The following is a 23776-nucleotide window of genomic DNA, read 5'->3' on the forward strand; positions in this document are numbered from 1 at the left end:
CGTTTGACGTCGGACAATAACGACTACTCCCATAGGGGTAATACTGACTTCGAATGAAAGTCAGTATTTTTCTCTGTCTTTTAGCAAATTCAGTTTCTACCAGCCCGTATATCGATATTAACGTTATATAAAAAACTATACATCGAATATTTGTATTTTGTTTATTGTGAGCAGCAGAGTGAGCCACTATGAAAACTAAGATCCCCGATGCCGTGCTGGCAGCTGAGGTTACTCGCCGCGGTTTGGTGAAAACGACGGCGATAGGCGGACTGGCGGTGGCCAGTAGCGCGTTTACCCTGCCATTTACCCGTATTGCTAATGCTGCAGAAGCCCTTAATCCGACACCGATTAATGAGAAAGTGATCTGGAGCGCGTGTACGGTGAACTGCGGCAGCCGCTGCCCGCTGCGTATGCATGTGGTCGACGGTGAAATAAAGTATGTCGAAACCGACAACACCGGCGATGACAACTATGACGGTCTGCACCAGGTACGCGCCTGTCTGCGTGGTCGATCCATGCGTCGCCGAGTCTATAATCCCGATCGTCTGAAATACCCGATGAAACGCGTTGGTAAGCGTGGCGAAGGAAAATTTGAGCGCATCAGTTGGGATGAAGCCTACGACATCATTGCCAGCAATATGCAGCGTCTTATCAAAGACTACGGCAATGAGTCTATCTACCTGAACTACGGTACCGGTACGCTGGGTGGCACTATGACGCGCTCGTGGCCGCCGGGTAAAACGCTGGTGGCACGGTTGATGAACTGCTGCGGCGGCTATCTTAATCACTACGGTGACTACTCTTCAGCGCAAATCGCTGCCGGGTTGAACTATACCTACGGCGGCTGGGCTGACGGTAACAGCCCGTCCGACATTGAAAACAGCAAGTTGGTGGTTCTGTTCGGTAATAACCCTGGTGAAACCCGTATGAGCGGGGGTGGGGTAACCTATTACCTTGAACAGGCGCGACAGAAATCCAATGCCCGCATGATCATTATCGATCCCCGTTATACGGATACCGGTGCGGGGCGTGAAGATGAATGGATCCCGATCCGTCCTGGTACTGATGCGGCGCTGGTCAATGGTCTGGCGTATGTCCTGATCACCGAAAACATGGTTGACCAACCGTTCCTCGACAAATATTGCGTGGGTTACGACGAGAAAACCTTACCGGCCGACGCACCGAAGAACGGTCACTATAAGGCGTATATTCTTGGGCAGGGTAAGGACGGCATTGCCAAGACCCCGGAGTGGGCGGCGCAGATTACCGGTATTCCCGCTGAACGTATCGTCAAACTGGCGCGCGAAATAGGTAGCGCTAAACCGGCATACATCAGCCAGGGGTGGGGACCGCAGCGTCATGCTAACGGTGAAATAGCGACCCGCGCCATTTCTATGCTCGCTATCCTGACCGGTAACGTTGGGATCAACGGCGGCAACAGCGGGGCGCGTGAGGGTTCATACAGTTTGCCGTTTGAGCGTATGCCAACGCTGGAAAACCCTGTTGAAACCAGCATCTCAATGTTCATGTGGACGGACGCGATTGAGCGAGGCCCGGAGATGACGGCCCTACGTGACGGCGTACGCGGCAAAGACAAGCTCGATGTTCCTATTAAGATGATCTGGAACTATGCCGGTAACTGTCTGATAAACCAACACTCTGATATTAACCGCACGCATGAAATCCTCCAGGACGAGAAGAAGTGCGAGATGATCGTCGTCATCGACTGTCATATGACTTCCTCGGCGAAATACGCGGACATTTTGCTGCCGGACTGCACCGCCTCCGAACAGATGGATTTCGCGCTGGATGCCTCATGCGGGAACATGTCCTATGTGATTTTCACCGATCAGGCGATCAAACCACGCTTCGAATGCAAGACTATCTACGAGATGACTAGCGAGCTGGCGAAGCGCCTTGGCGTTGAGCAGCAGTTTACAGAAGGTCGTACTCAGGAAGAGTGGATGCGCCATCTGTATGAGCAGTCGCGCAAAGCGATTCCTGAACTGCCTACGTTTGAAGAATTCCGTCAGCAAGGGATCTTTAAACAGCGCGATCCGCAAGGACATCATGTGGCGTACAAGGCATTCCGTGAGGATCCTAAAGCCAATCCGCTGACCACGCCGTCAGGTAAGATCGAAATTTATTCGCAGCAGCTTGCCGAGATCGCGGCAACCTGGGAACTGCCGGAAGGTGATGTAATTGATCCGCTACCGATTTATACCCCAGGCTTTGAAAGCTTAAACGATCCGCTGGTGGAGAAATTCCCTTTGCAGCTGACCGGCTTCCACTATAAGTCTCGCGTTCACTCGACCTATGGCAACGTCGATGTCCTGAAAGCATCCTGCCGCCAGGAAATGTGGATCAACCCGATGGATGCGCAGCGACGCGGTATAAACAACGGCGACAAGGTACGTATCTTTAACGATCGTGGTGAAGTGCATATTGAGGCGAAAGTGACGCCACGTATGATGCCCGGCGTGGTGGCATTGGGCGAAGGGGCCTGGTATGACCCGGATGCAAAACGCGTGGATCAGGGCGGTTGCATTAACGTCCTGACGACCCAGCGTCCGTCTCCTCTCGCAAAGGGGAATCCGTCACACACGAACCTTGTTCAGGTTGAAAAGGCGTAAGGAGTAACCGATGACAACCCAGTATGGATTTTTTATTGATTCCAGCCGTTGCACCGGTTGCAAAACCTGCGAACTGGCCTGCAAAGATTTCAAAAATTTAACCCCGGAAGTCAGCTTCCGCCGCATTTATGAATACGCAGGCGGCGACTGGCAGGAGGACAACGGCGTCTGGCATCAGAACGTCTTTGCTTATTACCTCTCCATTGCGTGTAACCACTGTGAAGATCCGGCCTGTACCAAGGTTTGTCCGAGCGGTGCGATGCACAAACGTGAAGATGGTTTTGTCGTTGTCGACGAAGATGTTTGCATTGGCTGCCGGTATTGCCACATGGCCTGTCCTTACGGTGCGCCACAGTACAATGCTGAAAAAGGGCATATGACTAAATGTGATGGCTGCCATGAGCGCGTCGCTGAGGGTAAGAAACCTATCTGCGTGGAGTCCTGCCCACTGCGTGCGCTGGATTTTGGTCCGATTGAAGAGCTGCGCAAAAAACACGGTACTTTGGCTGCGGTAGCGCCACTGCCGGGCGCGCACTTTACCAAACCAAGTATTGTCATCAAACCTAACGCCAATAGCCGCCCGACAGGGGATACTACAGGTTATCTGGCCAATCCGAAGGAGGTGTAAGATGGGAAGTGGATGGCATGAATGGCCGCTGATGATCTTCACTGTCTTCGGACAGTGTGTAGTTGGTGGCTTTATCGTTCTGGCGCTGGCGTTGATGAAAGGGGACTTACGCCCTGAATCGCAGCAGCGCGTGATTGCCTGCATGTTCGGGCTGTGGGTATTAATGGGCATTGGCTTTATTGCTTCCATGCTCCACCTGGGCTCACCGATGCGCGCCTTTAACTCACTCAATCGTGTAGGGTCTTCTGCGTTGAGTAATGAAATTGCCAGCGGCTCAATCTTCTTTGCCGTTGGCGGCATCGGCTGGCTGCTGGCAACGTTGAAAAAAATGTCGCCCGTATTACGCAATCTGTGGTTAGTTGTTACCATGGTACTGGGCGTGGTTTTTGTCTGGATGATGGTGCGCGTGTATAACACCATCGATACCGTACCGACCTGGTACAGCATCTGGACGCCGCTGGGCTTCTTCCTGACGATGTTTATGGGCGGTCCGCTGCTGGGATATCTGTTGCTGAGAATTGCTGGCGTGGACGGTTGGGCGATGCGCCTGTTGCCGGCTATTTCAGTGCTTGCTCTGGTCGTGAGCGCCATCATGTCTGTAATGCAGGGGGCTGAACTGGCGACGATCCACAGTTCCATTCAACAGGCGTCTGCGCTGGTTCCGGATTACGGCTCGCTGATGGCGTGGCGGATTGTCGCTCTGGCATTAGCGTTGTGCTGCTGGATTGTACCGCAAGTGAAAGGCTACCAGCCTGCAGTTCCGCTGCTTTCCGTCGCGTTTATTCTGCTGTTAGTCGGCGAGTTGATTGGTCGTGGCGTGTTCTACGGGCTGCATATGACCGTCGGTATGGCGGTTGCCAGCTAAATGACAAACCGGGGCATAGCCCCGGTTTTTTTACTTCTGTTTAGTTAACGTGTCGTAGCTGGTCATCAGATTGCGATAATCAGGAATGTGATTAGAGAACAGCGTCGCCAGACCTTCGATATCGTTGCGCCAGTCGCGATGCAACTCACATGCGACACCAAACCACGTCATCAGTTGAGCACCGGCCTGGGACATCCGATCCCATGCTGAATGGCGAGTAATTTCATTAAACGTACCCGACGCATCGGTTACGACAAAGACATCAAAACCTTCTTCAATAGCCGAGAGCGCAGGGAAAGCAACGCAAACTTCCGTCACGACACCGGCAATAATCAGCTGTTTTTTACCGGTCGCTTTCACTGCTTTCACGAAATCTTCGTTATCCCACGCGTTAATGTTTCCGGGGCGAGCAATATAAGGCGCATCGGGAAATTGAGCTTTCAGTTCCGGTACCAGTGGCCCGTTTGGTCCTGTCTCGAAACTGGTTGTCAGAATGGTTGGGAGTTTGAAGTATTTTGCTAAGTCGCCGAGGGCAAGCACGTTGTTTTTAAATTTATCGGGATCGATATCCCGAACCAGAGAGAGCAGGCCAGCCTGATGGTCGACCAGCAGTACTGCCGCATTATCTTTATCAAGTCTTACGTAAGGTTTAGTCATGATATTTCTCCTGTTCAGCATCTGTGGGGGAAATTTGATGAGTTTAAGTCTACAGAAAGAACGATATATGGATTAGATACCTAAATAAGAACTCACTGTTCTATTTTGAAGACAATGCAGATCTGCATCCCGCATAGAGTTTAGTAAGAAATAAAAGTAAGGGGAGTCCATGAAATTTTTCGACTGAACGCAACGCGAGATTTTTGTTTTAGATCAATAAAAACAAGCAGATGTGTTTTTGTGTTTTTTATCTATTCACATTAAGAATCAGTAATGCAAATCGATCGTCCGGAAAGCGCCTCAGCCCTTTGATTGCGCCGATTGACAATGTTTTTGGCAGTGGCATGATGCGCATGAAATTTGAACTTCCTCACGGTTTTTATTCATGTCCATCTATACCCGTCCCGTCATGCTGTTGCTGTGCGGGCTGCTTCTGCTGACCCTGGCGATCGCCGTGTTAAACACGCTCGTCCCGCTTTGGCTCGCCCATGAAAATTTGCCCACCTGGCAGGTAGGTGTGGTGAGTTCTTCCTACTTTACCGGCAATCTGGTAGGGACGTTGTTGACCGGGTATTTAATAAAACACCTTGGTTTTAATCGCAGCTATTACATTGCCTCGCTTATTTTTGCCGCGGGCTGTATCGGCCTGGGGGTTATGGTGGGATTCTGGAGCTGGATGACCTGGCGTTTTATCGCCGGTGTTGGCTGCGCCATGATTTGGGTGGTAGTGGAAAGTGCGCTGATGTGCAGCGGGAATTCGCGTAATCGCGGACGCTTGCTTGCCGCCTATATGATGATCTATTACGTGGGGACGTTTTTAGGCCAGCTACTGGTCAGTAAAGTATCAACAGAATTGATGAACGTCCTGCCGTGGGTGACGGGTACGATCCTGGCTGGCGTTTTGCCATTGCTCTTTACGCGCATTGCCAATCAGCAGGGTGATGAACAGCAGTCTACTCCTATTACCTCCATGCTGAGGCTGCGTCAGGCGCGTCTGGGCGTTAACGGCTGTATTATTTCCGGGATTGTGCTGGGGTCTTTGTATGGCCTGATGCCGCTGTATCTCAACCATCAAGGGGTGAGCAACGCCAGCATTGGTTTCTGGATGGCGGTTTTGGTTAGCGCCGGTATTCTGGGGCAATGGCCGATTGGTCGCCTGGCAGACAAGCTGGGACGCCTGCTGGTTTTACGCGTCCAGGTCTTCGTGGTTATCGTCGGAAGTATCGCCATGCTGAATCAGGCGGCGATGGCGCCTGCGTTGTTTATGTTGGGTGCGGCAGGTTTTACCCTCTATCCGGTGGCGATGGCCTGGGCCTGTGAAAAGGTTGAACATCATCAGTTGGTCGCCATGAATCAGGCATTGTTATTAAGCTATACCGTTGGCAGCCTGCTTGGTCCTTCATTCACCGCAATGCTGATGCAGAATTATTCCGATAATCTGTTATTCATTATGATTGCCAGCGTATCGTTTATTTATCTGCTGATGTTGTTGCGTAGCGCCAGACATACGCCGACTCCGGTGGCTCACGTATAAAGCGCGCCAGACGGTATGCAAGGCAAAATGTTTGCATACCGTGACTCATTTTCCCATTGCGGGTATGCCGGAAGTTGCGAGGTATTCGCATGCTTTCAGCGTGCAGTGAAGCTGCGCCTGACTGGTCATACTCGTCAGCTGTTGTAAATGCTCCCCTTCATCCAGCCAGCAAACCAGTTTTTGAATCATTTCAATATGTCGGGTGCTGCTGGCAGCCGCCAGGACAATAATTAACCGCACATCTGGATGCCCTGGAAAAGGCACCGCCTCTTTCAGACACAAGAGCGACAGATGTGTCTCACTGCTTATCACTCCTTCTTCCGGACGAGCGTGCGGTAGGGCAAACTCAGGGCTTAGGATGTACCACGGTCCCAGTTGTTCTGTTTCACGGATGATTGCCTGAGCGTAGGCGGACGTAATCGCGCCCAGTTCTTCCAAAGGCTGGCAAGCCAGCGTCACGGCCTCCTGCCAGGAGTGGCATTGTTCACGAAACTGACAGGCAGAAAATAGCGCAGATGTCATTGTGTTCTCCTTATTTCAGAGCAGCAGACCGCATTGCGGTCTGCCAACCCGAACTATCTGAGGGCTTCAAAGAGTGCGGTCGCCGAAATACCGTATTTCTCTTTCAACTGGCGGCTATTGCCTGATTCCGTAAACGTATCTTGTGTCCCCAGTCGGATTAATCTCGTGGTTAATCCTTCCTCCGCCAATACTTCAGCAACCTGTCCGCCAAGCCCACCGGTGATCGTGTGATTTTCAATTGTTGCGATCTGCGGGCAGTTGGCAATCAGTTGCAGAAAGCGCTGGCGGTTAAACGGTTTTAGCATAGCGACGTGAATCAGCTTGCCACGTTTTCCCTGGGCGCACAGCTGCACATAACCTGCGCTTGCCTGCTCCAGAACGGTCCCTTCATAGAGAATGGCGAAGTCATTGCCTGAGTCCTCCACGGCGGCGATATCGGTCACTCGCGGAACGGCAGATTTATCGCGCACGGGCATCGGTTCTCGGGCTACGCGAATATAGACCGGACCGGGAATGTTTACTGCCTGTTCAAATGCGGCCTCAACTTCTTCAGCGTCGGCAGGCGTCAGAATTGTGAGCCCCGGCAGTACGCGCGTCAGGGCCAGATCTTCCAGCGCATGATGCGATGCGCCGTCAGGTCCATCATCCATTCCTGGGTGGCTACCAACTAATTTAATATTAGCTTTCGCGTAGCATGCCTGGCGCAGTTGAGTCCAGGCGGTGCCTGTCACAAACATCGCAAAGTTAACGTAGAACGGAATATTTCCTTCCAACGCCTGGCCAGTGGCAAAGCTCATTGCCGATCCTTCCGCAATACCCATTTCAAAGAAAGCGTCTGGATAGACGGCCTGGAACTGGTCAGTGCGGGTGGAGCTGGCTAAATCACTATCAATGGCGACAATGGGATAGCCCTTTTTTTTCAGGGCAATGAGTGCGTTACCAATTTCATCACGTGGGGCTTTCATCACTGCAACTCCTCCATAGCCTGCTGATATTGTTCGGTGGTTGGGGTTTTTGAATGCCAGTCACCGTTATTTTCCATATAGCTAACGCCACTGCCTTTGGTGGTATGCGCAATAATGGCGACAGGTTTGCCTTTCAGATGGCGTGAGAGCATCAGCGTGTCGGCAACCTGATGCATATCGTTACCGTTATGGAGTTCGAGTACGTGCCAGCCGAAAAGACGCACTTTGTCGGCCAGAGGTTCCAGATTCACCACCTGATTAACGGGGTCGTGGGAGGAAAAACCGTTGTAGTCGATAATCGCCACCAGGTTATCCATCTTCATATGGCCTGCCTGTTGTAGCGTCTCCCAGATTTGCCCTTCATGCATTTCGCCATCGCCAATGATGGCGAAAACGCGCTGTGATTCCCCCCGCTGTTTTTTGGCCGCCGCCATACCAAAGGCAATGGATAATCCCTGGCCCAGCAGGCCGGTTGTTGCATCGACTTCGGGCAGAGATTTGATGCTAGGGTGCCCCTGTAAACGTGAGTTAATTTGTCGAAAAGTATTAAATTCGCTGCGCTCAATTTTGCCTTTTTGATGCAACATGGCGTACTGAGCAGCAACCGCATGACCTTTGCTCATGACCACGCGAGCGCGAGGGGTGCAGGAGAAGTCCACCTCTTGATCGTAAATCCAGGTCAGAATGTCGATGATGGACAATGCACCGCCAGGATGGCCAATGCCTGATTCATAAATCATGGTGACAATATCCCGGCGAGCAGCCAGCGCATGGGATTTTAATTCGTCAATATTCATGTTCATTCCTTATCAGGGCAACATTTTGCCGATGTAATAAACCACTAAGCCGAGGGCGACAAAATCTGTCTCCGGGAAGCTAGTACCGGACAATCCAACCGACTCCATGATGGGATAGATGAGTGCCGGGCCAATACCAATTAATATGCCAGTGACAAAGCTACCGGCGATGGCCCCTTTCCAGCCTCCTGACGCATTACCGAAGACGGCGGCGGTAGCACCAATGAAGAAGTAGGGGATGGCGACGGGGATAATGACCGTTTGCCCAATTAATGCGAGTACCCCCATAACCACCAATCCACCCACAAAGGAAGAGATGAAACCTAAAACGGTGGCGGTTGGGGCATACGGAAAGACGACTGGGCAATCCAGTGCGGGTTTGGCGTTCGGGATAAATTTTTCAGAGATGCCCAGAAATGCCGGGACTATTTCTGACAACAGCAAGCGAACGCCGGTGATGATGATATAAAGCGATGCGGTAAACGTGAGTGACTGGAATAGCGGATAAACCAGCCAATGCATTCCACCGGCGGCGGCCGTTACCGCTTCTTCGCCTGCGGCAAGCGCCGCGATGTAATAGAAAATACTGACAGAGATGGACACGGAGACGATGTAGTCTTTAAAAATCCCCAACCATCCGGGAAGATTTAGCTTTTCTGTTGACTGCTTAGGATCACCCACTTTCGAACCGATCCATCCCGATAGCGCGTAGGCCAGAGTAACGTAATGACCCATCGCGATTTCATCATTACCGGTAATCTTACGCATCCACGGCTGAGCGATAGCTGGATAGACACAGGCCGCAAGCCCCAGCAGTATGGAACCGACGATGATTGTTGTTACATCGCTGTAGCCAAGCGCCTTAAGCGTAACGGTTAAGAGGGCAGACAGATACAGATTATGTTGGCCCGTCAGGAAGATGTATTTGAACGGTGTTACGCGGGCAAAAAACAAGTTCCAGCCGAAACCAACGACCATGATGAGTGAAACGCACATGGCAAACTTGGTTTGTGCCAGCCCAGTTAACGCTTCGGCTAACGGCATCACACCTTTCAGACCGAATCCATCGCTGAATAAGGTCTGAAAATTACCTAAGGATGTCACCGCAATCCCTGCTCCGCCGGCAAATACCAGAAATCCGACGATGGTTTTAAAGGTACCTGAAAGCACTTTTTCGATGGGTTTACGCTGGATAAGCAAACCAATTAGCGCAATAAAGCCAACTAAAAGTGGGGTTACACCCAAAATGTCGAATACAATGAACTTTAGGAGATCCATATTTCCCCCGGAGAGGTTAGTTGTTTTGAACAACGCTGGTGAGCGCAGATTCCATTTCTTCGCTGTTCATCAGATCGGTGATACCGATTGCTCTGAACCCGGCGGCTTCTACCTCATCGGTCAGGTCGCTCATGGTGATCACGAAGTCGATGTTTTGCCAGGTTCGTAGCCCTGACAGGACATCGTGTTCAAGATCGATATCCCAGCCATGTTTATCGATGACTTTTTGGGCTTTGATTTTCAGCATTAGCGAACTGCCCATACCGGTACGACAGACGATCAGACCTTTCATTAGACGTTCTCCTGTTTGTAAAAATAATTATTTTTAATTATCATTGGTGCGATAAAAATTATTATCGCAAAGCCGGGCAAAGTATGTGACAGCATTTGCATTTTGTGCAAAAAGGCGAAAAATGAGTCAGATAGATACTAATTTATTGATTAACATAAGAAATGGGGCTTCAGAGCTTAGTCCGATCCTGGAAAAGGTAGGGCGTTTTATCACTGAAAATCCTGATTTTGTGATGCGGCATACGATAACCGAGCTGGCCGATTCTATTGATACCAGTGAGGGGAGCATCACTCGTTTTTGCCGTGCCTTTGGTTTTAAGGGGTTTTCTGATTTCAGAACGGCTCTTGCACTGGAGCAAGGAGCTGCACGGCCGAATGATGGAGGAAGTGAGGAGACGGCGGCGGTACTGGCAAGCGTTTGTGACAGCAATGCCATCATTGACAGCAAAGAGTTGCAGGCGGTTGCGACCTGGTTAAATCAGCTCAGTAATATTGCAATTTATGCGGTAGGTACTGCGGTGCCGGTGGCGTTATTCCTGCAAATCAATCTGGTGCAGATGGGGAAAATAGCCAGTTATATCGACCGATTTTATCCGGCGGCTATCTCTCCGTTGGCGGACAGCCAAAAAACAGGGATTATCGTTATTCATACAGAACAAGTCTCTACCGATATGATGCAGTCGCTGACGCTAGCGAAGGAACAAGGCATAAAAATTCTCTCGTTAACTCGCGGATCGTTTGCTCCATTAAATCGGCTTTCTGACTGGAATTTGCAGGCGGCGGTTGCATTACAGGGGGAAGGTGAGTCTGGTTTTGCTGAAATTGCTGGTGCGATGATGGTGGCGGATCGCATACTCAGTGCTCTGGAAGAGCAGGATGAGCGTTACGTGCAGTGTCGTAAAGCACACCAGAAACGTATTTTCTCTATTGAAAGCGTGACCAATAAACTTTCAGAATATTTTATGTCGTAGGCATCGAACGTTGGCGTCGCGCTACTCAAGCAGAGCGCTGCGACGCCGTGGTCGTCATACCTTAGTACATTACTTTATGACCATACTGCTCAAGAATGCCTTTCACGCGCTCCATGGTCTCTTTCTTCGGTGGCTTAACACCGTCAAGTTTGTACTCTTCACCCATTGCCACCCATTTGTGTTTGCCCAGCTCATGGTATGGCAGCAGTTCGATTTTCTCTACGTTGCCCATATCGCGGGTAAACTCGCCCAGGCGGTGCGCGGAGTCGTCATCGTCAGACCAGCCAGGTACAACGACGTAGCGGATCCACACCTTGATGTCTTTATTGGACAGGTAACGTGCGAACTCAAGCGTACGATGGTTAGATACGCCCACCAGATTCTGATGGATTTCATCATTCATCTGTTTGAGATCGAGCATCACCAGGTCGGTGACTTCCAGCAATTCATCGATCACCGGATCGTAGCGGCGAACAAAACCGTTGGTATCCAGACAGGTATGAATACCTTCTTTTTTACAGGCACGAAACCAGTCGCGTACAAATTCAGCTTGCAGGATAGCTTCGCCACCGGAAGCTGTTACACCGCCACCGGAGGCGTTCATAAAGTGGCGGTAGGTCACGACCTCTTTCATTAACTCGTCGACGGTGACTTCTTTGCCGCCGTGCGTATCCCATGTGTCACGGTTATGACAATACAGGCAGCGCATCAGGCAGCCCTGGAAGAAGGTAATAAAACGGATGCCCGGGCCATCAACAGTGCCACAGGATTCAAAGGAGTGAATGCGACCAATAACTGACATTGCGGTGTTTCTCCAGGTGTGGCCCATCCGGGGCCTGTGTTAGTGCACAGTTATTAACTGTGTCGAGTCTGTTTTGGCTGCTATCCATAAGTATAGATAGCTGACAAAGCAGGCTATTAAAAAGGCCCCACTTACGTGGAGCCTTTATTGTACGCTTTTTAAAGTACGATTTCAGTCAAAACCAATTACATGGTCTGAGTGAAGGTACGAGTAATAACGTCCTGCTGCTGTTCTTTAGTCAGGGAGTTAAAACGTACTGCGTAGCCAGAAACACGGATGGTCAGCTGCGGATATTTTTCCGGATGTTCCATCGCATCCAGCAGCATTTCACGGTTCATGACGTTCACGTTCAGGTGCTGACCACCTTCGATGGACGCTTCGTGGTGGAAGTAACCATCCATCAGACCAGCCAGGTTGGTCTTACGAACTTCGTCATCTTTACCCAGTGCGTTCGGAACGATAGAGAAGGTGTAAGAGATACCATCTTTAGCGTAAGCAAACGGCAGTTTAGCAACGGAGGTCAGAGAGGCAACAGCACCTTTCTGGTCACGACCGTGCATTGGGTTAGCACCCGGTCCAAACGGCGCGCCAGCACGACGACCATCTGGGGTGTTACCGGTTTTCTTACCATAAACCACGTTAGAGGTGATGGTCAGAACAGACTGAGTCGGGATAGCGTTACGATAAGTAGTCAGTTTCTGAATTTTCTTCATGAAACGTTCTACCAGGTCAACCGCCATGTCATCAACGCGAGAGTCGTTGTTACCAAACTGCGGGTATTCGCCTTCGATTTCGAAGTCGACAGCCAGACCGTCTTCGTCACGAATCGGTTTAACTTTCGCATATTTGATTGCAGACAGGGAGTCAGCAGCAACGGACAGACCAGCGATACCACACGCCATGGTGCGGATAACGTCACGGTCGTGCAGCGCCATCAGAGAGGCTTCGTAGCTGTACTTGTCGTGCATGTAGTGGATAACGTTCAGTGCAGTGACGTACTGTTTAGCCAGCCAGTCCATGAAGTGATCCATGCGCTCCATAACTTCGTCGAAGTTCAGAACGTCGCCTTTGATCGGTTCAGATTTAGGACCAACCTGCATTTTCAGTTTTTCATCAACGCCGCCATTGATTGCGTACAGCATGGTTTTCGCCAGGTTTGCACGCGCACCGAAGAACTGCATTTGTTTACCAACAACCATCGGGCTTACGCAGCAAGCGATAGCGTAGTCGTCGTTGTTGAAGTCCGGACGCATCAGGTCATCGTTCTCGTACTGCAGAGAAGAGGTGTCGATGGACACTTTAGCGGCGAATTTCTTGAAGTTCAGAGGCAGTTTTTCAGACCACAGAACGGTGATGTTCGGCTCCGGAGAAGGACCCATGGTGTACAGGGTGTTCAGGAAGCGGAAGCTGTTTTTGGTAACCAGAGTACGGCCATCAACGCCCATACCACCGATAGATTCAGTTGCCCAAATCGGGTCACCGGAGAACAGTTCATCATATTCAGGGGTACGCAGGAAACGAACCATACGCAGTTTCATGACCAGGTGGTCAATCATTTCCTGAGCGTCTTGCTCGGTGATTTTGCCTGCTTTGATATCACGTTCGATGTAGGCATCCAGGAAGGTGGATACGCGACCGAAGGACATTGCTGCGCCGTTCTGAGATTTAACCGCGGCCAGGTAGCCGAAGTAAGTCCACTGGATAGCTTCCTGAGCGTTGGTTGCCGGACCAGAGATATCGCAGCCATATTTAGCAGCCATTTCTTTGATCTGACCCAGTGCGCGGTGCTGTTCAGCAATTTCTTCACGCAGACGGATAGTGGCTTCCAGGTTTACGCCGTTTTCCAGATCGGACTGCAGAGAGACGAACTGAGCGTATTTGTCTTTCATCAGGTAGTCGATACCGTACAGCGCAACGCGACGGTAGTCACCGATGATACGGCCACGGCCATAGGCATCTGGCAGACCAGTTAGAACACCGGATTTACGGCAGTTCAGAATGTCTTTGGTGTAAACATCGAATACGCCCTGGTTGTGGGTTTTGCGGTATTCGGTGAAGATTTTTTTCAGCATCGGGTCCAGTTCGCGATTGTACGCTTTGCAGGAACCTTCAACCATTTTGATGCCGCCAAACGGAATGATCGCACGTTTCAGCGGAGCTTCAGTCTGCAGACCAACAATTTTCTCGAGCGCTTTGTTGATGTAGCCAGCGTCGTGAGAAGTGATGGTAGAAGCAACGGAGGTGTCAAAGTCAACAGGCGCGTGAGTGCGGTTTTCCTGTTTAACGCCTTCCATCACGCTGTCCCACAGTGCAGTGGTCGCATCAGTTGCGCCAGCCAGGAAGGACTCGTCACCCTCATACGGAGTGTAGTTTTTCTGAATGAAGTCACGGACGTTTACTTCATTCTGCCAATCACCTTTGGTAAAACCTTCCCAGGCTGTGGCTAACTTTTCATTAAGCTCGGACATGTAACACCTACCTTCTTAAGTGGATTTTTTATTTACTGCGTGTAATGGGCATCATCAGATTAATGATGATCGTTACCACGCAGATAAATGACCCAGTATGTCAACCCGACCAACAAACCGCCGCCGATAATGTTGCCGATCGTAACCGGAATCAGGTTATCGGTGATGAAATTCATCACGGTCAGGTGAGAAAAATTCTCCGGAGAAGACCCAACAGCGGTCCAGAATTCCGGGGTGGCGAAATCGCGAATTACAATACCCATAGGGATCATAAACATGTTTGCGATACTGTGCTCAAAACCGCTGGCAACAAACATTGCGACCGGTAATACCATGATAAACGCTTTGTCCATCAGGCTGCGACCCGAATAGCTCATCCATACTGCCAGACACACCATCAGGTTCGCCAGGATGCCAAGACTTACCGCCTCAACAAAAGTATGGTGCACTTTGTGGTCGGCTGTTTGCAGGACGTTGAGACCCCACGCGCCGTTAGCGGTCATATACTCGCCAGAAAGCCACATGAGTAACACGAAGATCAGGGCGCCAATCAGGTTGCCGACATAAACGTTAAGCCAGTTTTTCGCCAATTGGCCCCAGGTGATGCGACCACTGGCTTTCGCTACGACAATCAGTACGGTTGAGGTGAAGAGGTCTGCACCGCAGACAACGCAGAGAATCAGCCCCAGGGAAAAGCAGATACCACCTACTAGCTTCGCCATGCCGAAAGGCATTGTGCCGGTACCGGTTGTGGCGGTGATATAGAAAACAAAGGCAATTGAAATGAATACACCGGCAGTAATTGCCAGATAGAACGTCTTAAGCGGATGTTTCGTTGCTTTATAGACGCCTGCTTCTTCGGCAACTTTGGCCATTGCAGCAGGAAGAATAAGATCAAAAGGGTTGTCAGCTTTCACACTAACTCTCTCTTTATTAAGTCGGCGACGAGATACTAACAAAGCATTATAGATGAGAATTTGATATAGATCATATCTCGCCTGGCTTATAGGCCCGTAAGGCGCATGGTTTTTATGCGATTACGGTGTAACTTATTGATTATCCAAATAAAGATAAATTTTAAAAATTATAAAGTGAGTTGAATTTTTTCTTTCTGTCTCCTCTGGGGCGGTTAATTAAAATGGAGTAATTGAGATAAAAAACCACATTAATAAGCTAATTTTCTTAATATCAACTACTAATATTTAACCTTGTTTTTACATTTATTTTTTGATTTGACCAAAATAAAAAACAGGGCGCATTAAGCGCCCCGTAATATAGCCCAGACAATACCTTTAGCCTACTCAGCGCAGGCTGATTGTCACTATTTTGACCAATGTGCTGCTTTCGCGCGCTGCAGTTTTTCGTAAGCTTTCAGCAGAGACTGATGCGCCGGGAAAGCCTGCAGATCGCTATCAACAGTTTGAAGCCCGTAGAACGGCGCTTCGCCACTTAATGCTGCACTTGCGGCTTCAACCGCCTCGGCACCGTACATGCGCACAAACGCGTTCAGATATTGTAGCGGCTGACGATCTTCTTCCTGAGATAGCAGCAGCAGCGTTTGCAGACAGCGGTAGTAGTTGGCACGTTCAGCGCTAAAGACAGAGGCGTTGAATTCCATCGTCCATTCTGTCCAGACCAGCGCCTGCTCCAGGTCGCCGCCGGCCAGCGCCAGCATCACTTTAAGCTCGCCAATGCGCAGGGTGTACCAACCGTTATCCGCACCGGTTGCCAGACCGAGCAGCTCGCGTACGCGGGTGAAGTCGTCAAAGCCTTCCTCATCCAGTTGTTCGATCAGATTGAGATAGTCTTCTTTATCCCATTCACTGCCCGGGAGCGAGAGAATAGTGTCACGCAGATGGGCGCCCATGGCGTTGTTGGCTAACCACAGATCTTCAGCCGGATAGATGTCAGACATTCCCGGAACAATAATGCGGCACGCATAAACGCTCAGGTGCTCGTAGTCGGCGATATACACTTCTTTATCTTCAGCATTGAAGATGGCCATCAGGGTGGCGAACTCTTCTTCGGTGGTACCGGAGAAATTCCAGTCAACGAACGGATAGTCAGCATCCTGCTTGAACAGATCCCAGGAGATCAGGCCGCTGGAATCGATGAAGTGGGTTTCAAGGTTAGTGTGTTCAGCCACTTCTTCGTCGTCAAAGGTTGGTGGGGTGAAGACATCAAGATCTTTCAGACCACGGCCCTGCAGCAGTTCAGTGACAGTACGCTCCAGCGCAACGCCGAAATCCGGGTGCGCACCGAAGGAGGCAAAGCAGGTACCATTGGCCGGGTTGAACAGGACAACGCAAATCACCGGATACTTGCCGCCCAGGGAGCCATCGTAGGCGAAAATTGGGAAACCTTCCGCTTCCAGTTTGGCGATGGACTCCACCACTGCCGGGTAGCGCGCCATGACTTCGGCCGGGATTTCCGGCAGGCTGATGCTTTCCGCAATAATACGGTTCTTCACATGACGCTCAAAGACTTCAGACAGGCCCTGAACGCGCGCTTCGTTACGGGTGTTACCCGCAGACATGCCGTTAGAAACGTACAGGTTGCCAATAATATTCATCGGAATATAGACGGTCTGGTTATCCGACTGACGGGTAAACGGTAGGCCGCAGACCCCACGTTCTTCATTACCGGATTGCAGATCGATAAGCATGCTGCCAGTCAGTTCGTTGTCTGGATCGTAAAACGCACGCAGACGAGCATCCAGCAGACCTTCTGGTACGTCGTCTTCTTCAGTCAACGGGAACCATTTTTCGTTCGGATAATGCACGAATGGGCCGTTGGCGATGGTTTCACCCAGCCAGAAATCCGCAAAGAAATAGTTAGTCGACAGACGCTCAAAATATTCGCCCAGCGCGGAAGCCAGCGCCGCTTTTTTCGTCGCGCCTTTACCGTTGGTGAAGCACAGCGCGCATTCTTTGTCGCGAATATGTACAGACCAGACGTTAGGGACGGGATTCAACCACGAGGCTTCTTCAATTTGAAAACCAAGGTCGAGCAATTTTTGCTGGAAGCGAGCGATGGAGTCTTCCAGAGCGGCATCTTTGCCGGGGATAAATGTTTGCGTCATGAAAATCACTTTTGTCGTACGGAAAGCGCGCAATGATACGGGTTTTAAATGAATGGCGCTATCGTCGCCGGAGTTCAGACGTAAATAAAAGTATTAGCTATGCTTTCCTACAGCCAACCACGTTTAGAGCATAATAATGAAAGCTTTCGATTTACACCGAATGGTACTGGATAAGGTGCCCATGGATTTTCTGGGAGAAGTTGCTCTGCGCAGCCTCTATACCTTTATATTGGTTTTTCTGTTTTTAAAAATCACCGGACGTCGCGGCGTACGCCAGATGTCGCTTTTTGAAGTGCTGATTATCCTTACGCTGGGGTCCGCGGCGGGAGACGTGGCATTTTATGATGATGTCCCGATGCTGCCGGTGCTGGTGGTCTTTATTACGCTTGCTGTGCTGTATCGGCTGGTTATGTGGCTGATGGCGCATAGCGAGAAAATGGAGGATTTGCTGGAGGGCAAGCCCGTTGTGATCATTGAGGACGGCGAGCTGGCATGGTCGAAGCTCAATAGCGCCAATATGACGGAATTCGAATTCTTTATGGAATTGCGTTTGAACGGCGTGGAGCAATTGGGACAGGTGAGACTGGCCATCCTGGAGACAAATGGGCAAATCAGCGTCTATTTCTTTGCAGATGAAGACGTAAAGCCGGGGCTCAGTATTTTGCCTAAACGCTGTACACAGCGATTTAAAGTGATACCTGAAGCTGGGGACTATGCATGTATACGGTGTAGTGAAGTGGTGCAAATGAACGCCGGAGATCATCAATTATGTCCACGCTGTGCAAATCCAGAATGGTCGAAGGCCAGTCGGGCAAAACGGGTCACCTGACAGCGAAAATCTCGGTTTTTACCCGTCAATCCGATAGATTCTGTTGTGTGACCAATGACACATTTTTACCCCGGCCAGTTTTACCCATTGCGGCGCGTGTCACTGAATGATAAAACCGATATCCACAGGAATAACTTATACCAATGTCTGTCACCGGATTATCGCCAATGACAGGATGTTGATTGGACAACAACACAACGTGGTGAGGGGAAATGGCTCAGGTCTTCAATTTTAGTTCAGGTCCGGCAATGTTACCGGCAGAAGTACTTAAACTGGCTCAACAGGATCTTCGCGACTGGAACGGTCTTGGCACGTCGGTGATGGAAATTAGCCACCGTGGCAAAGAATTCATCCAGGTCGCAGAGGAAGCGGAGCAGGATTTTCGCGATCTTCTCAGCATCCCCTCCAACTATAAAGTGTTGTTCTGCCATGGCGGTGGGCGCGGGCAGTTTGCGGGCATCCCGTTAAATATTCTGGGTGACAAAACCACGGCGGATTACGTTGATGCCGGTTATTGGGCCGCCAGCGCAATTAAAGAAGCGAAAAAATACTGTACGCCAAACGTTATCGACGCCAAAGTCACCGTTGACGGACTGCGTGCTGTTAAGCCAATGAGCGAATGGCAGCTTTCTGACAACGCGGCGTATTTGCACTATTGCCCGAATGAAACCATTGATGGCATTGCGATCGATGAAACGCCGAATTTTGCCAGCAATGTGGTGGTTACGGCGGATCTGTCCTCTACCATTCTTTCTGCACCGCTTGACGTGAGCCGTTATGGCGTAATTTATGCCGGGGCGCAGAAAAACATCGGCCCGGCCGGGCTGACCATTGTCATCGTACGTGAAGATTTGCTGGGTAAGGCTCATGTGTCATGCCCGTCAATCCTCGACTATACCGTGCTGAATGACAACGACTCCATGTTCAACACGCCGCCAACCTTTGCCTGGTATCTGTCTGGCCTGGTCTTTAAATGGCTGAAAGAGCAGGGCGGTGTTAACGCGATGGATAAAATTAACCAGCAAAAAGCGGAACTGCTGTACGGCGTAATCGATAACAGCGATTTCTACCGTAACGACGTGGCAAAATCGAACCGTTCACGCATGAACGTACCGTTCCAGCTTGCTGACAGCGCCCTGGATAAACTCTTCCTGGAAGAGTCTTTCGCTGCGGGTCTGCACGCGTTGAAAGGGCACCGTGTGGTCGGCGGTATGCGCGCGTCCATCTACAATGCAATGCCGCTAGAAGGTGTAAAAGCGCTGACCGATTTCATGGTCGATTTCGAGCGCCGCCGCGGTTAATCTGCTGTATTTTCATCCCCACAGCCAGTCTGTGGGGTTTTTATGTCTGTTTTTGAGAGTCGAGTTTCATGGAATCCCTGACGTTACAACCCATTGCGCGGGTGGATGGCACCATCAATCTGCCTGGATCCAAAAGTGTTTCTAACCGCGCTTTGCTGCTGGCTGCATTAGCAAATGGCACCACTGTCCTGACCAACCTGCTGGACAGCGATGATGTCCGCCATATGCTTAATGCTCTGAATGCGTTAGGAATTAGCTATACCCTTTCTGCCGACCGTACGCGTTGCGAGATTATCGGCAATGGCGGTGCGCTGCATGCCGAAGGCGCAGTGGAACTGTTCCTTGGCAATGCCGGAACCGCAATGCGCCCGCTGGCCGCTGCGCTGTGTCTGGGCAGCAATGACATCGTGTTGACGGGCGAGCCGCGCATGAAAGAGCGCCCGATTGGCCATCTGGTTGATGCGTTACGCCAGGGCGGAGCCAACATTGAATACCTGGAGCAGGAAAACTATCCGCCTTTACGTCTGCGCGGTGGCTTTACCGGAGGACAGGTTGAGGTAGACGGCAGCGTATCCAGCCAGTTCTTGACTGCGCTGCTGATGACTGCGCCACTGGCGCCGCAGGATACGACGATCGCCATTAAAGGCGAGCTGGTATCCAAACCTTACATTGATATCACACTGAACCTGATGAAAACGTTTGGTGTTGAAATTGAGAATCAGAACTACCAGCGCTTTATTGTGCAGGGTCAGCAGCAGTATCAGTCACCGGGTGCATATCTGGTTGAAGGTGATGCTTCTTCCGCTTCCTATTTTCTCGCAGCAGGAGCCATTAAAGGCGGTACGGTAAAAGTCACCGGGATTGGCCGCAACAGTATGCAGGGTGATATCCGCTTTGCTGATGTGCTGGAAAAAATGGGGGCGACCATTACCTGGGGCGATGACTTTATTGCCTGTACTCACGGTGAGCTGAACGCGGTAGACATGGATATGAACCATATTCCCGATGCGGCGATGACCATTGCCACGGCAGCGCTGTTCGCTAAAGGCACCACGACCTTACGTAACATCTACAACTGGCGCGTCAAAGAGACCGACCGCCTGTTCGCGATGGCGACTGAGTTGCGTAAAGTGGGCGCGATCGTTGAAGAGGGCGAAGACTATATTCGTGTCACACCACCGGCGACGTTACAGTTTGCGGAGATCGCGACCTACAACGATCACCGCATGGCGATGTGTTTCTCGCTGGTGGCGTTGTCTGACACGCCGGTGACCATTCTGGACCCTAAATGTACCGCCAAAACCTTCCCGGATTATTTCGAACAGCTGGCGCGTATTAGTATACCTGCCTGATCCTCACATCTGACGATCGCGCTCAGCATATTCGTGAGCGCATCGCTGCAGATAAACAGTAAATCAGTGTCATCTTCCGGGCTGGTTTCTCGCCAGCCCGCTATAATTGCGCAATTCTTCCTCACATCGTTACAGACTAATCGGGTTTTTACACTCTGTGTTAACGATTATTAGCGTTGGCGCGTATAATGCGCGGCGTTCACGTTAACGTATGCCCGTTTAAGGAGAAAAAGATGACGGCAATTGCCCCGGTTATTACCATTGATGGCCCAAGTGGTGCAGGAAAAGGCACCTTGTGCAAGGCAATGGCGGAAGCATTGCAATGGCATCTGTTAGATTCAGGCGCGATCTACCGCGTACTGGCGCTCGCAGCGTTGCATCACCATGTTGATGTCACATCTGAAGATGCTCTGGTACCGCTTGCCTCACACCTGGATGTGCGTTTTATCTCAACGGACGGCAACCTGGAAGTCATTCTGGAAGGTGAAGATGTCAGCGGCGAAATCCGCACCCAGGAAGTAGCGAATGCCGCATCTCAGGTCGCTGCGTTTCCTCGCGTACGCGAAGCGCTGTTACGCCGCCAACGCGCGTTTCGTGAAGCGCCCGGCCTGATTGCCGACGGACGAGACATGGGGACCGTGGTGTTCCCGGATGCACCAGTGAAAATTTTCCTGGACGCCTCCTCGCAAGAACGTGCGCATAGACGTATGCTACAGTTGCAGGAAAAGGGCTTTAGTGTTAACTTTGAACGCCTTTTGGCCGAGATCGAAGAACGCGATTTCCGCGATCGTAATCGTGCTGTAGCGCCGCTGGTTCCCGCTGCTGATGCTTTAGTTTTGGATTCAACCCGATTAAGCATTGAGCAAGTGATTGAAAAAGCGTTACAATACGCGCGCCAAAAACTGGCACTCGCTTAAGTGCGACCGAATTTGCAGTACCCCCGTTGCAATGGATTGACAGCGGGTATGTTAAACAACCCCATCCGGCATGGAGCCAGGTGGACGTTAAATATGAAACCTGAAGATTAAACATGACTGAATCTTTTGCTCAACTGTTTGAAGAATCCTTAAAAGAAATCGAAACCCGTCCGGGTTCCATCGTTCGTGGTGTTGTTGTTGCTATCGACAAAGACGTAGTACTGGTTGACGCTGGTCTGAAATCTGAGTCCGCCATTCCGGCAGAGCAGTTCAAAAACGCCCAGGGTGAGTTGGAAATCCAGGTTGGTGACGAAGTTGACGTTGCTCTGGATGCAGTAGAAGACGGCTTCGGTGAAACCCTGCTGTCCCGTGAAAAAGCTAAACGTCACGAAGCTTGGATCACGCTGGAAAAAGCTTACGAAGAAGCTGCAACCGTTACTGGTGTTATCAATGGCAAAGTCAAGGGTGGCTTCACTGTTGAGCTGAATGGTATTCGCGCGTTCCTGCCGGGTTCCCTGGTAGACGTTCGTCCGGTCCGCGACACGCTGCACCTGGAAGGCAAAGAGCTTGAATTCAAAGTAATCAAGCTGGATCAGAAGCGTAACAACGTTGTTGTTTCCCGTCGTGCCGTTATCGAATCCGAAAACAGCGCAGAACGCGATCAGCTGCTGGAAAACCTGCAGGAAGGCATGGAAGTTAAAGGTATCGTTAAGAACCTCACTGACTACGGTGCATTCGTTGATCTGGGTGGCGTTGACGGCCTGCTGCACATCACCGACATGGCATGGAAACGCGTTAAGCATCCGAGCGAAATCGTAAACGTTGGCGACGAAATCACTGTTAAAGTGCTGAAGTTCGACCGCGAGCGTACTCGTGTATCTCTGGGCCTGAAACAGCTGGGCGAAGATCCATGGGTAGCTATCGCTAAGCGTTATCCGGAAGGTACCAAACTGACTGGTCGCGTGACCAACCTGACCGACTACGGCTGCTTCGTTGAAATCGAAGAAGGCGTTGAAGGCCTGGTTCACGTTTCCGAAATGGATTGGACCAACAAAAACATCCACCCGTCCAAAGTTGTTAACGTTGGCGATGTAGTGGAAGTTATGGTTCTGGATATCGACGAAGAACGTCGTCGTATCTCCCTGGGTCTGAAGCAGTGCAAAAACAACCCATGGCAGCAGTTCGCGGAAACCCACAACAAGGGCGACCGTGTTGAAGGTAAAATCAAGTCTATCACTGACTTCGGTATCTTCATCGGCCTGGACGGCGGCATCGACGGCCTGGTTCACCTGTCTGACATCTCCTGGAACGTTGCAGGCGAAGAAGCAGTTCGTGAATACAAAAAAGGCGACGAAATCGCAGCTGTTGTTCTGCAGGTTGACGCAGAGCGTGAGCGTATCTCTCTGGGCGTTAAACAACTCGCAGAAGATCCGTTCAACAACTGGGTTGCACTGAACAAGAAAGGCGCAATCGTAAACGGTAAAGTCACTGCAGTTGATGCTAAAGGCGCAACCGTAGAACTGGCTGACGGCGTTGAAGGTTACCTGCGCGCTTCTGAAGCTTCCCGCGACCGCGTTGAAGATGCAACTCTGGTTCTGAGCGTAGGCGACGACGTTGAAGCTAAATTCACCGGCGTTGATCGTAAGAACCGCGCAATCAGCCTGTCTGTTCGTGCTAAAGACGAAGCTGATGAGAAAGATGCAATCGCAACTGTTAACAAACAGGAAGATGCTAACTTCTCTAACAACGCAATGGCTGAAGCTTTCAAAGCAGCTAAAGGCGAGTAATATCGAGTGCTCCTAAATCCTTTGTGCTGTTAACAGCACAAAGGGTGACGAGTAGCTTGACAGATTACAGGATTCGTCCTGTAATCAATGACAAAGG

20 protein-coding genes are annotated in these 23776 nt (G+C 50.8%); 10 read left to right on the forward strand and 10 right to left on the reverse strand.

Features of this window, described 5'->3' with window-relative positions; translation table 11 throughout:
• Positions 1-188: 188 nt before the first annotated feature.
• The 3 genes from dmsA to B9P82_RS02100 are packed head-to-tail and all read left to right on the forward strand — an operon-like array spanning position 189 to position 4126.
• On the forward strand, positions 189-2633 hold the full coding sequence (gene dmsA, locus B9P82_RS02090; RefSeq protein WP_101699875.1) for a dimethylsulfoxide reductase subunit A: 2445 nt from the start codon (positions 189-191) through the stop codon (positions 2631-2633).
• A 10-nt stretch (positions 2634-2643) separates the two neighbouring features.
• Positions 2644-3261 carry a DMSO/selenate family reductase complex B subunit gene (locus B9P82_RS02095; RefSeq protein ID WP_003035741.1) on the forward strand — a complete coding sequence of 206 codons (618 nt, stop codon included), beginning with the start codon at positions 2644-2646 and terminating at the stop codon, positions 3259-3261.
• A gap of 1 nt (position 3262) precedes the next feature.
• The gene (locus B9P82_RS02100; RefSeq protein ID WP_016152432.1) at positions 3263-4126 is read left to right on the forward strand and encodes a dimethyl sulfoxide reductase anchor subunit family protein; all 864 of its coding nucleotides are present in this window, start codon (positions 3263-3265) and stop codon (positions 4124-4126) included.
• A gap of 30 nt (positions 4127-4156) precedes the next feature.
• Here B9P82_RS02100 and ycaC read toward each other — a convergent pair whose 3' ends face one another.
• Positions 4157-4783 (reverse strand): isochorismate family cysteine hydrolase YcaC, encoded by a 627-nt coding sequence (gene ycaC / locus B9P82_RS02105; protein WP_016152433.1) that lies wholly within the window; start codon positions 4781-4783, stop codon positions 4157-4159.
• Between the two features lie 385 nt (positions 4784-5168).
• Here ycaC and B9P82_RS02110 point away from each other — a divergent pair, with 385 nt between their 5' ends.
• Positions 5169-6317, forward strand: coding sequence for an MFS transporter (locus B9P82_RS02110; RefSeq protein WP_019076392.1), 1149 nt, complete (start codon positions 5169-5171; stop codon positions 6315-6317).
• A gap of 45 nt (positions 6318-6362) precedes the next feature.
• On the opposite strand, the gene B9P82_RS02115 is transcribed toward B9P82_RS02110, so the two are convergent.
• Genes B9P82_RS02115 through B9P82_RS02135 form a run of 5 tightly spaced genes read right to left on the reverse strand, consistent with a single transcriptional unit; the run spans position 6363 to position 10171 of the window.
• Positions 6363-6839, reverse strand: coding sequence for a PTS sugar transporter subunit IIA (locus B9P82_RS02115; protein ID WP_016152435.1), 477 nt, complete (start codon positions 6837-6839; stop codon positions 6363-6365).
• 53 nt (positions 6840-6892) lie between these two features.
• On the reverse strand, positions 6893-7804 hold the full coding sequence (locus B9P82_RS02120) for a transketolase family protein (RefSeq protein WP_019076394.1): 912 nt from the start codon (positions 7802-7804) through the stop codon (positions 6893-6895).
• Positions 7804-8601 (reverse strand): transketolase, encoded by a 798-nt coding sequence (locus tag B9P82_RS02125; RefSeq protein ID WP_019076395.1) that lies wholly within the window; start codon positions 8599-8601, stop codon positions 7804-7806. Before B9P82_RS02125 ends, B9P82_RS02120 begins: the two co-directional genes overlap by 1 nt.
• A gap of 12 nt (positions 8602-8613) precedes the next feature.
• A complete protein-coding gene (locus B9P82_RS02130) occupies positions 8614-9879 on the reverse strand; it encodes a PTS ascorbate transporter subunit IIC (protein WP_046274698.1) in 1266 nt (421 codons plus the stop codon).
• A 16-nt stretch (positions 9880-9895) separates the two neighbouring features.
• Entirely contained in the window at positions 9896-10171 is a 276-nt protein-coding gene (locus B9P82_RS02135; protein ID WP_016152439.1) for a PTS sugar transporter subunit IIB, read from the reverse strand.
• A gap of 121 nt (positions 10172-10292) precedes the next feature.
• On the opposite strand from B9P82_RS02135, the gene B9P82_RS02140 reads away from it, so the two are divergent.
• Positions 10293-11141 (forward strand): MurR/RpiR family transcriptional regulator, encoded by an 849-nt coding sequence (locus tag B9P82_RS02140; protein WP_016156113.1) that lies wholly within the window; start codon positions 10293-10295, stop codon positions 11139-11141.
• 61 nt (positions 11142-11202) lie between these two features.
• On the opposite strand, the gene pflA is transcribed toward B9P82_RS02140, so the two are convergent.
• The 4 genes from pflA to ycaO all read right to left on the reverse strand — a co-directional run bounded on the left by pflA (position 11203) and on the right by ycaO (position 17493).
• Entirely contained in the window at positions 11203-11943 is a 741-nt protein-coding gene (pflA, locus tag B9P82_RS02145) for a pyruvate formate lyase 1-activating protein (RefSeq protein WP_003035751.1), read from the reverse strand.
• Between the two features lie 185 nt (positions 11944-12128).
• Positions 12129-14411, reverse strand: coding sequence for a formate C-acetyltransferase (gene pflB / locus B9P82_RS02150; protein WP_016152441.1), 2283 nt, complete (start codon positions 14409-14411; stop codon positions 12129-12131).
• A 59-nt stretch (positions 14412-14470) separates the two neighbouring features.
• The gene (focA, locus tag B9P82_RS02155; RefSeq protein ID WP_003831909.1) at positions 14471-15328 is read right to left on the reverse strand and encodes a formate transporter FocA; all 858 of its coding nucleotides are present in this window, start codon (positions 15326-15328) and stop codon (positions 14471-14473) included.
• A 404-nt stretch (positions 15329-15732) separates the two neighbouring features.
• Positions 15733-17493 (reverse strand): 30S ribosomal protein S12 methylthiotransferase accessory factor YcaO, encoded by a 1761-nt coding sequence (ycaO, locus tag B9P82_RS02160; protein WP_047414124.1) that lies wholly within the window; start codon positions 17491-17493, stop codon positions 15733-15735.
• Between the two features lie 136 nt (positions 17494-17629).
• Between ycaO and B9P82_RS02165 the strand changes: the two genes are divergently transcribed.
• From B9P82_RS02165 to rpsA, 5 genes are all read left to right on the forward strand, one after another.
• Positions 17630-18322, forward strand: coding sequence for a DUF421 domain-containing protein (locus B9P82_RS02165; RefSeq protein ID WP_016156114.1), 693 nt, complete (start codon positions 17630-17632; stop codon positions 18320-18322).
• A 212-nt stretch (positions 18323-18534) separates the two neighbouring features.
• Positions 18535-19623, forward strand: a complete 1089-nt coding sequence (gene serC / locus B9P82_RS02170) for a 3-phosphoserine/phosphohydroxythreonine transaminase (protein WP_016152445.1) — start codon at positions 18535-18537, stop codon at positions 19621-19623.
• A gap of 68 nt (positions 19624-19691) precedes the next feature.
• Positions 19692-20975: a 3-phosphoshikimate 1-carboxyvinyltransferase gene (gene aroA, locus B9P82_RS02175; RefSeq protein ID WP_049042999.1), complete on the forward strand. Its 1284-nt coding sequence runs from the start codon at positions 19692-19694 to the stop codon at positions 20973-20975.
• Between the two features lie 233 nt (positions 20976-21208).
• On the forward strand, positions 21209-21892 hold the full coding sequence (gene cmk, locus B9P82_RS02185) for a (d)CMP kinase (protein WP_016152447.1): 684 nt from the start codon (positions 21209-21211) through the stop codon (positions 21890-21892).
• 113 nt (positions 21893-22005) lie between these two features.
• On the forward strand, positions 22006-23679 hold the full coding sequence (rpsA, locus tag B9P82_RS02190; protein WP_003035776.1) for a 30S ribosomal protein S1: 1674 nt from the start codon (positions 22006-22008) through the stop codon (positions 23677-23679).
• Positions 23680-23776 lie beyond the last annotated feature (97 nt).

This window comes from Citrobacter sp. L55 (genome assembly GCF_002850715.1).
In the GTDB taxonomy this organism is placed as follows: domain Bacteria; phylum Pseudomonadota; class Gammaproteobacteria; order Enterobacterales; family Enterobacteriaceae; genus Citrobacter; species Citrobacter braakii.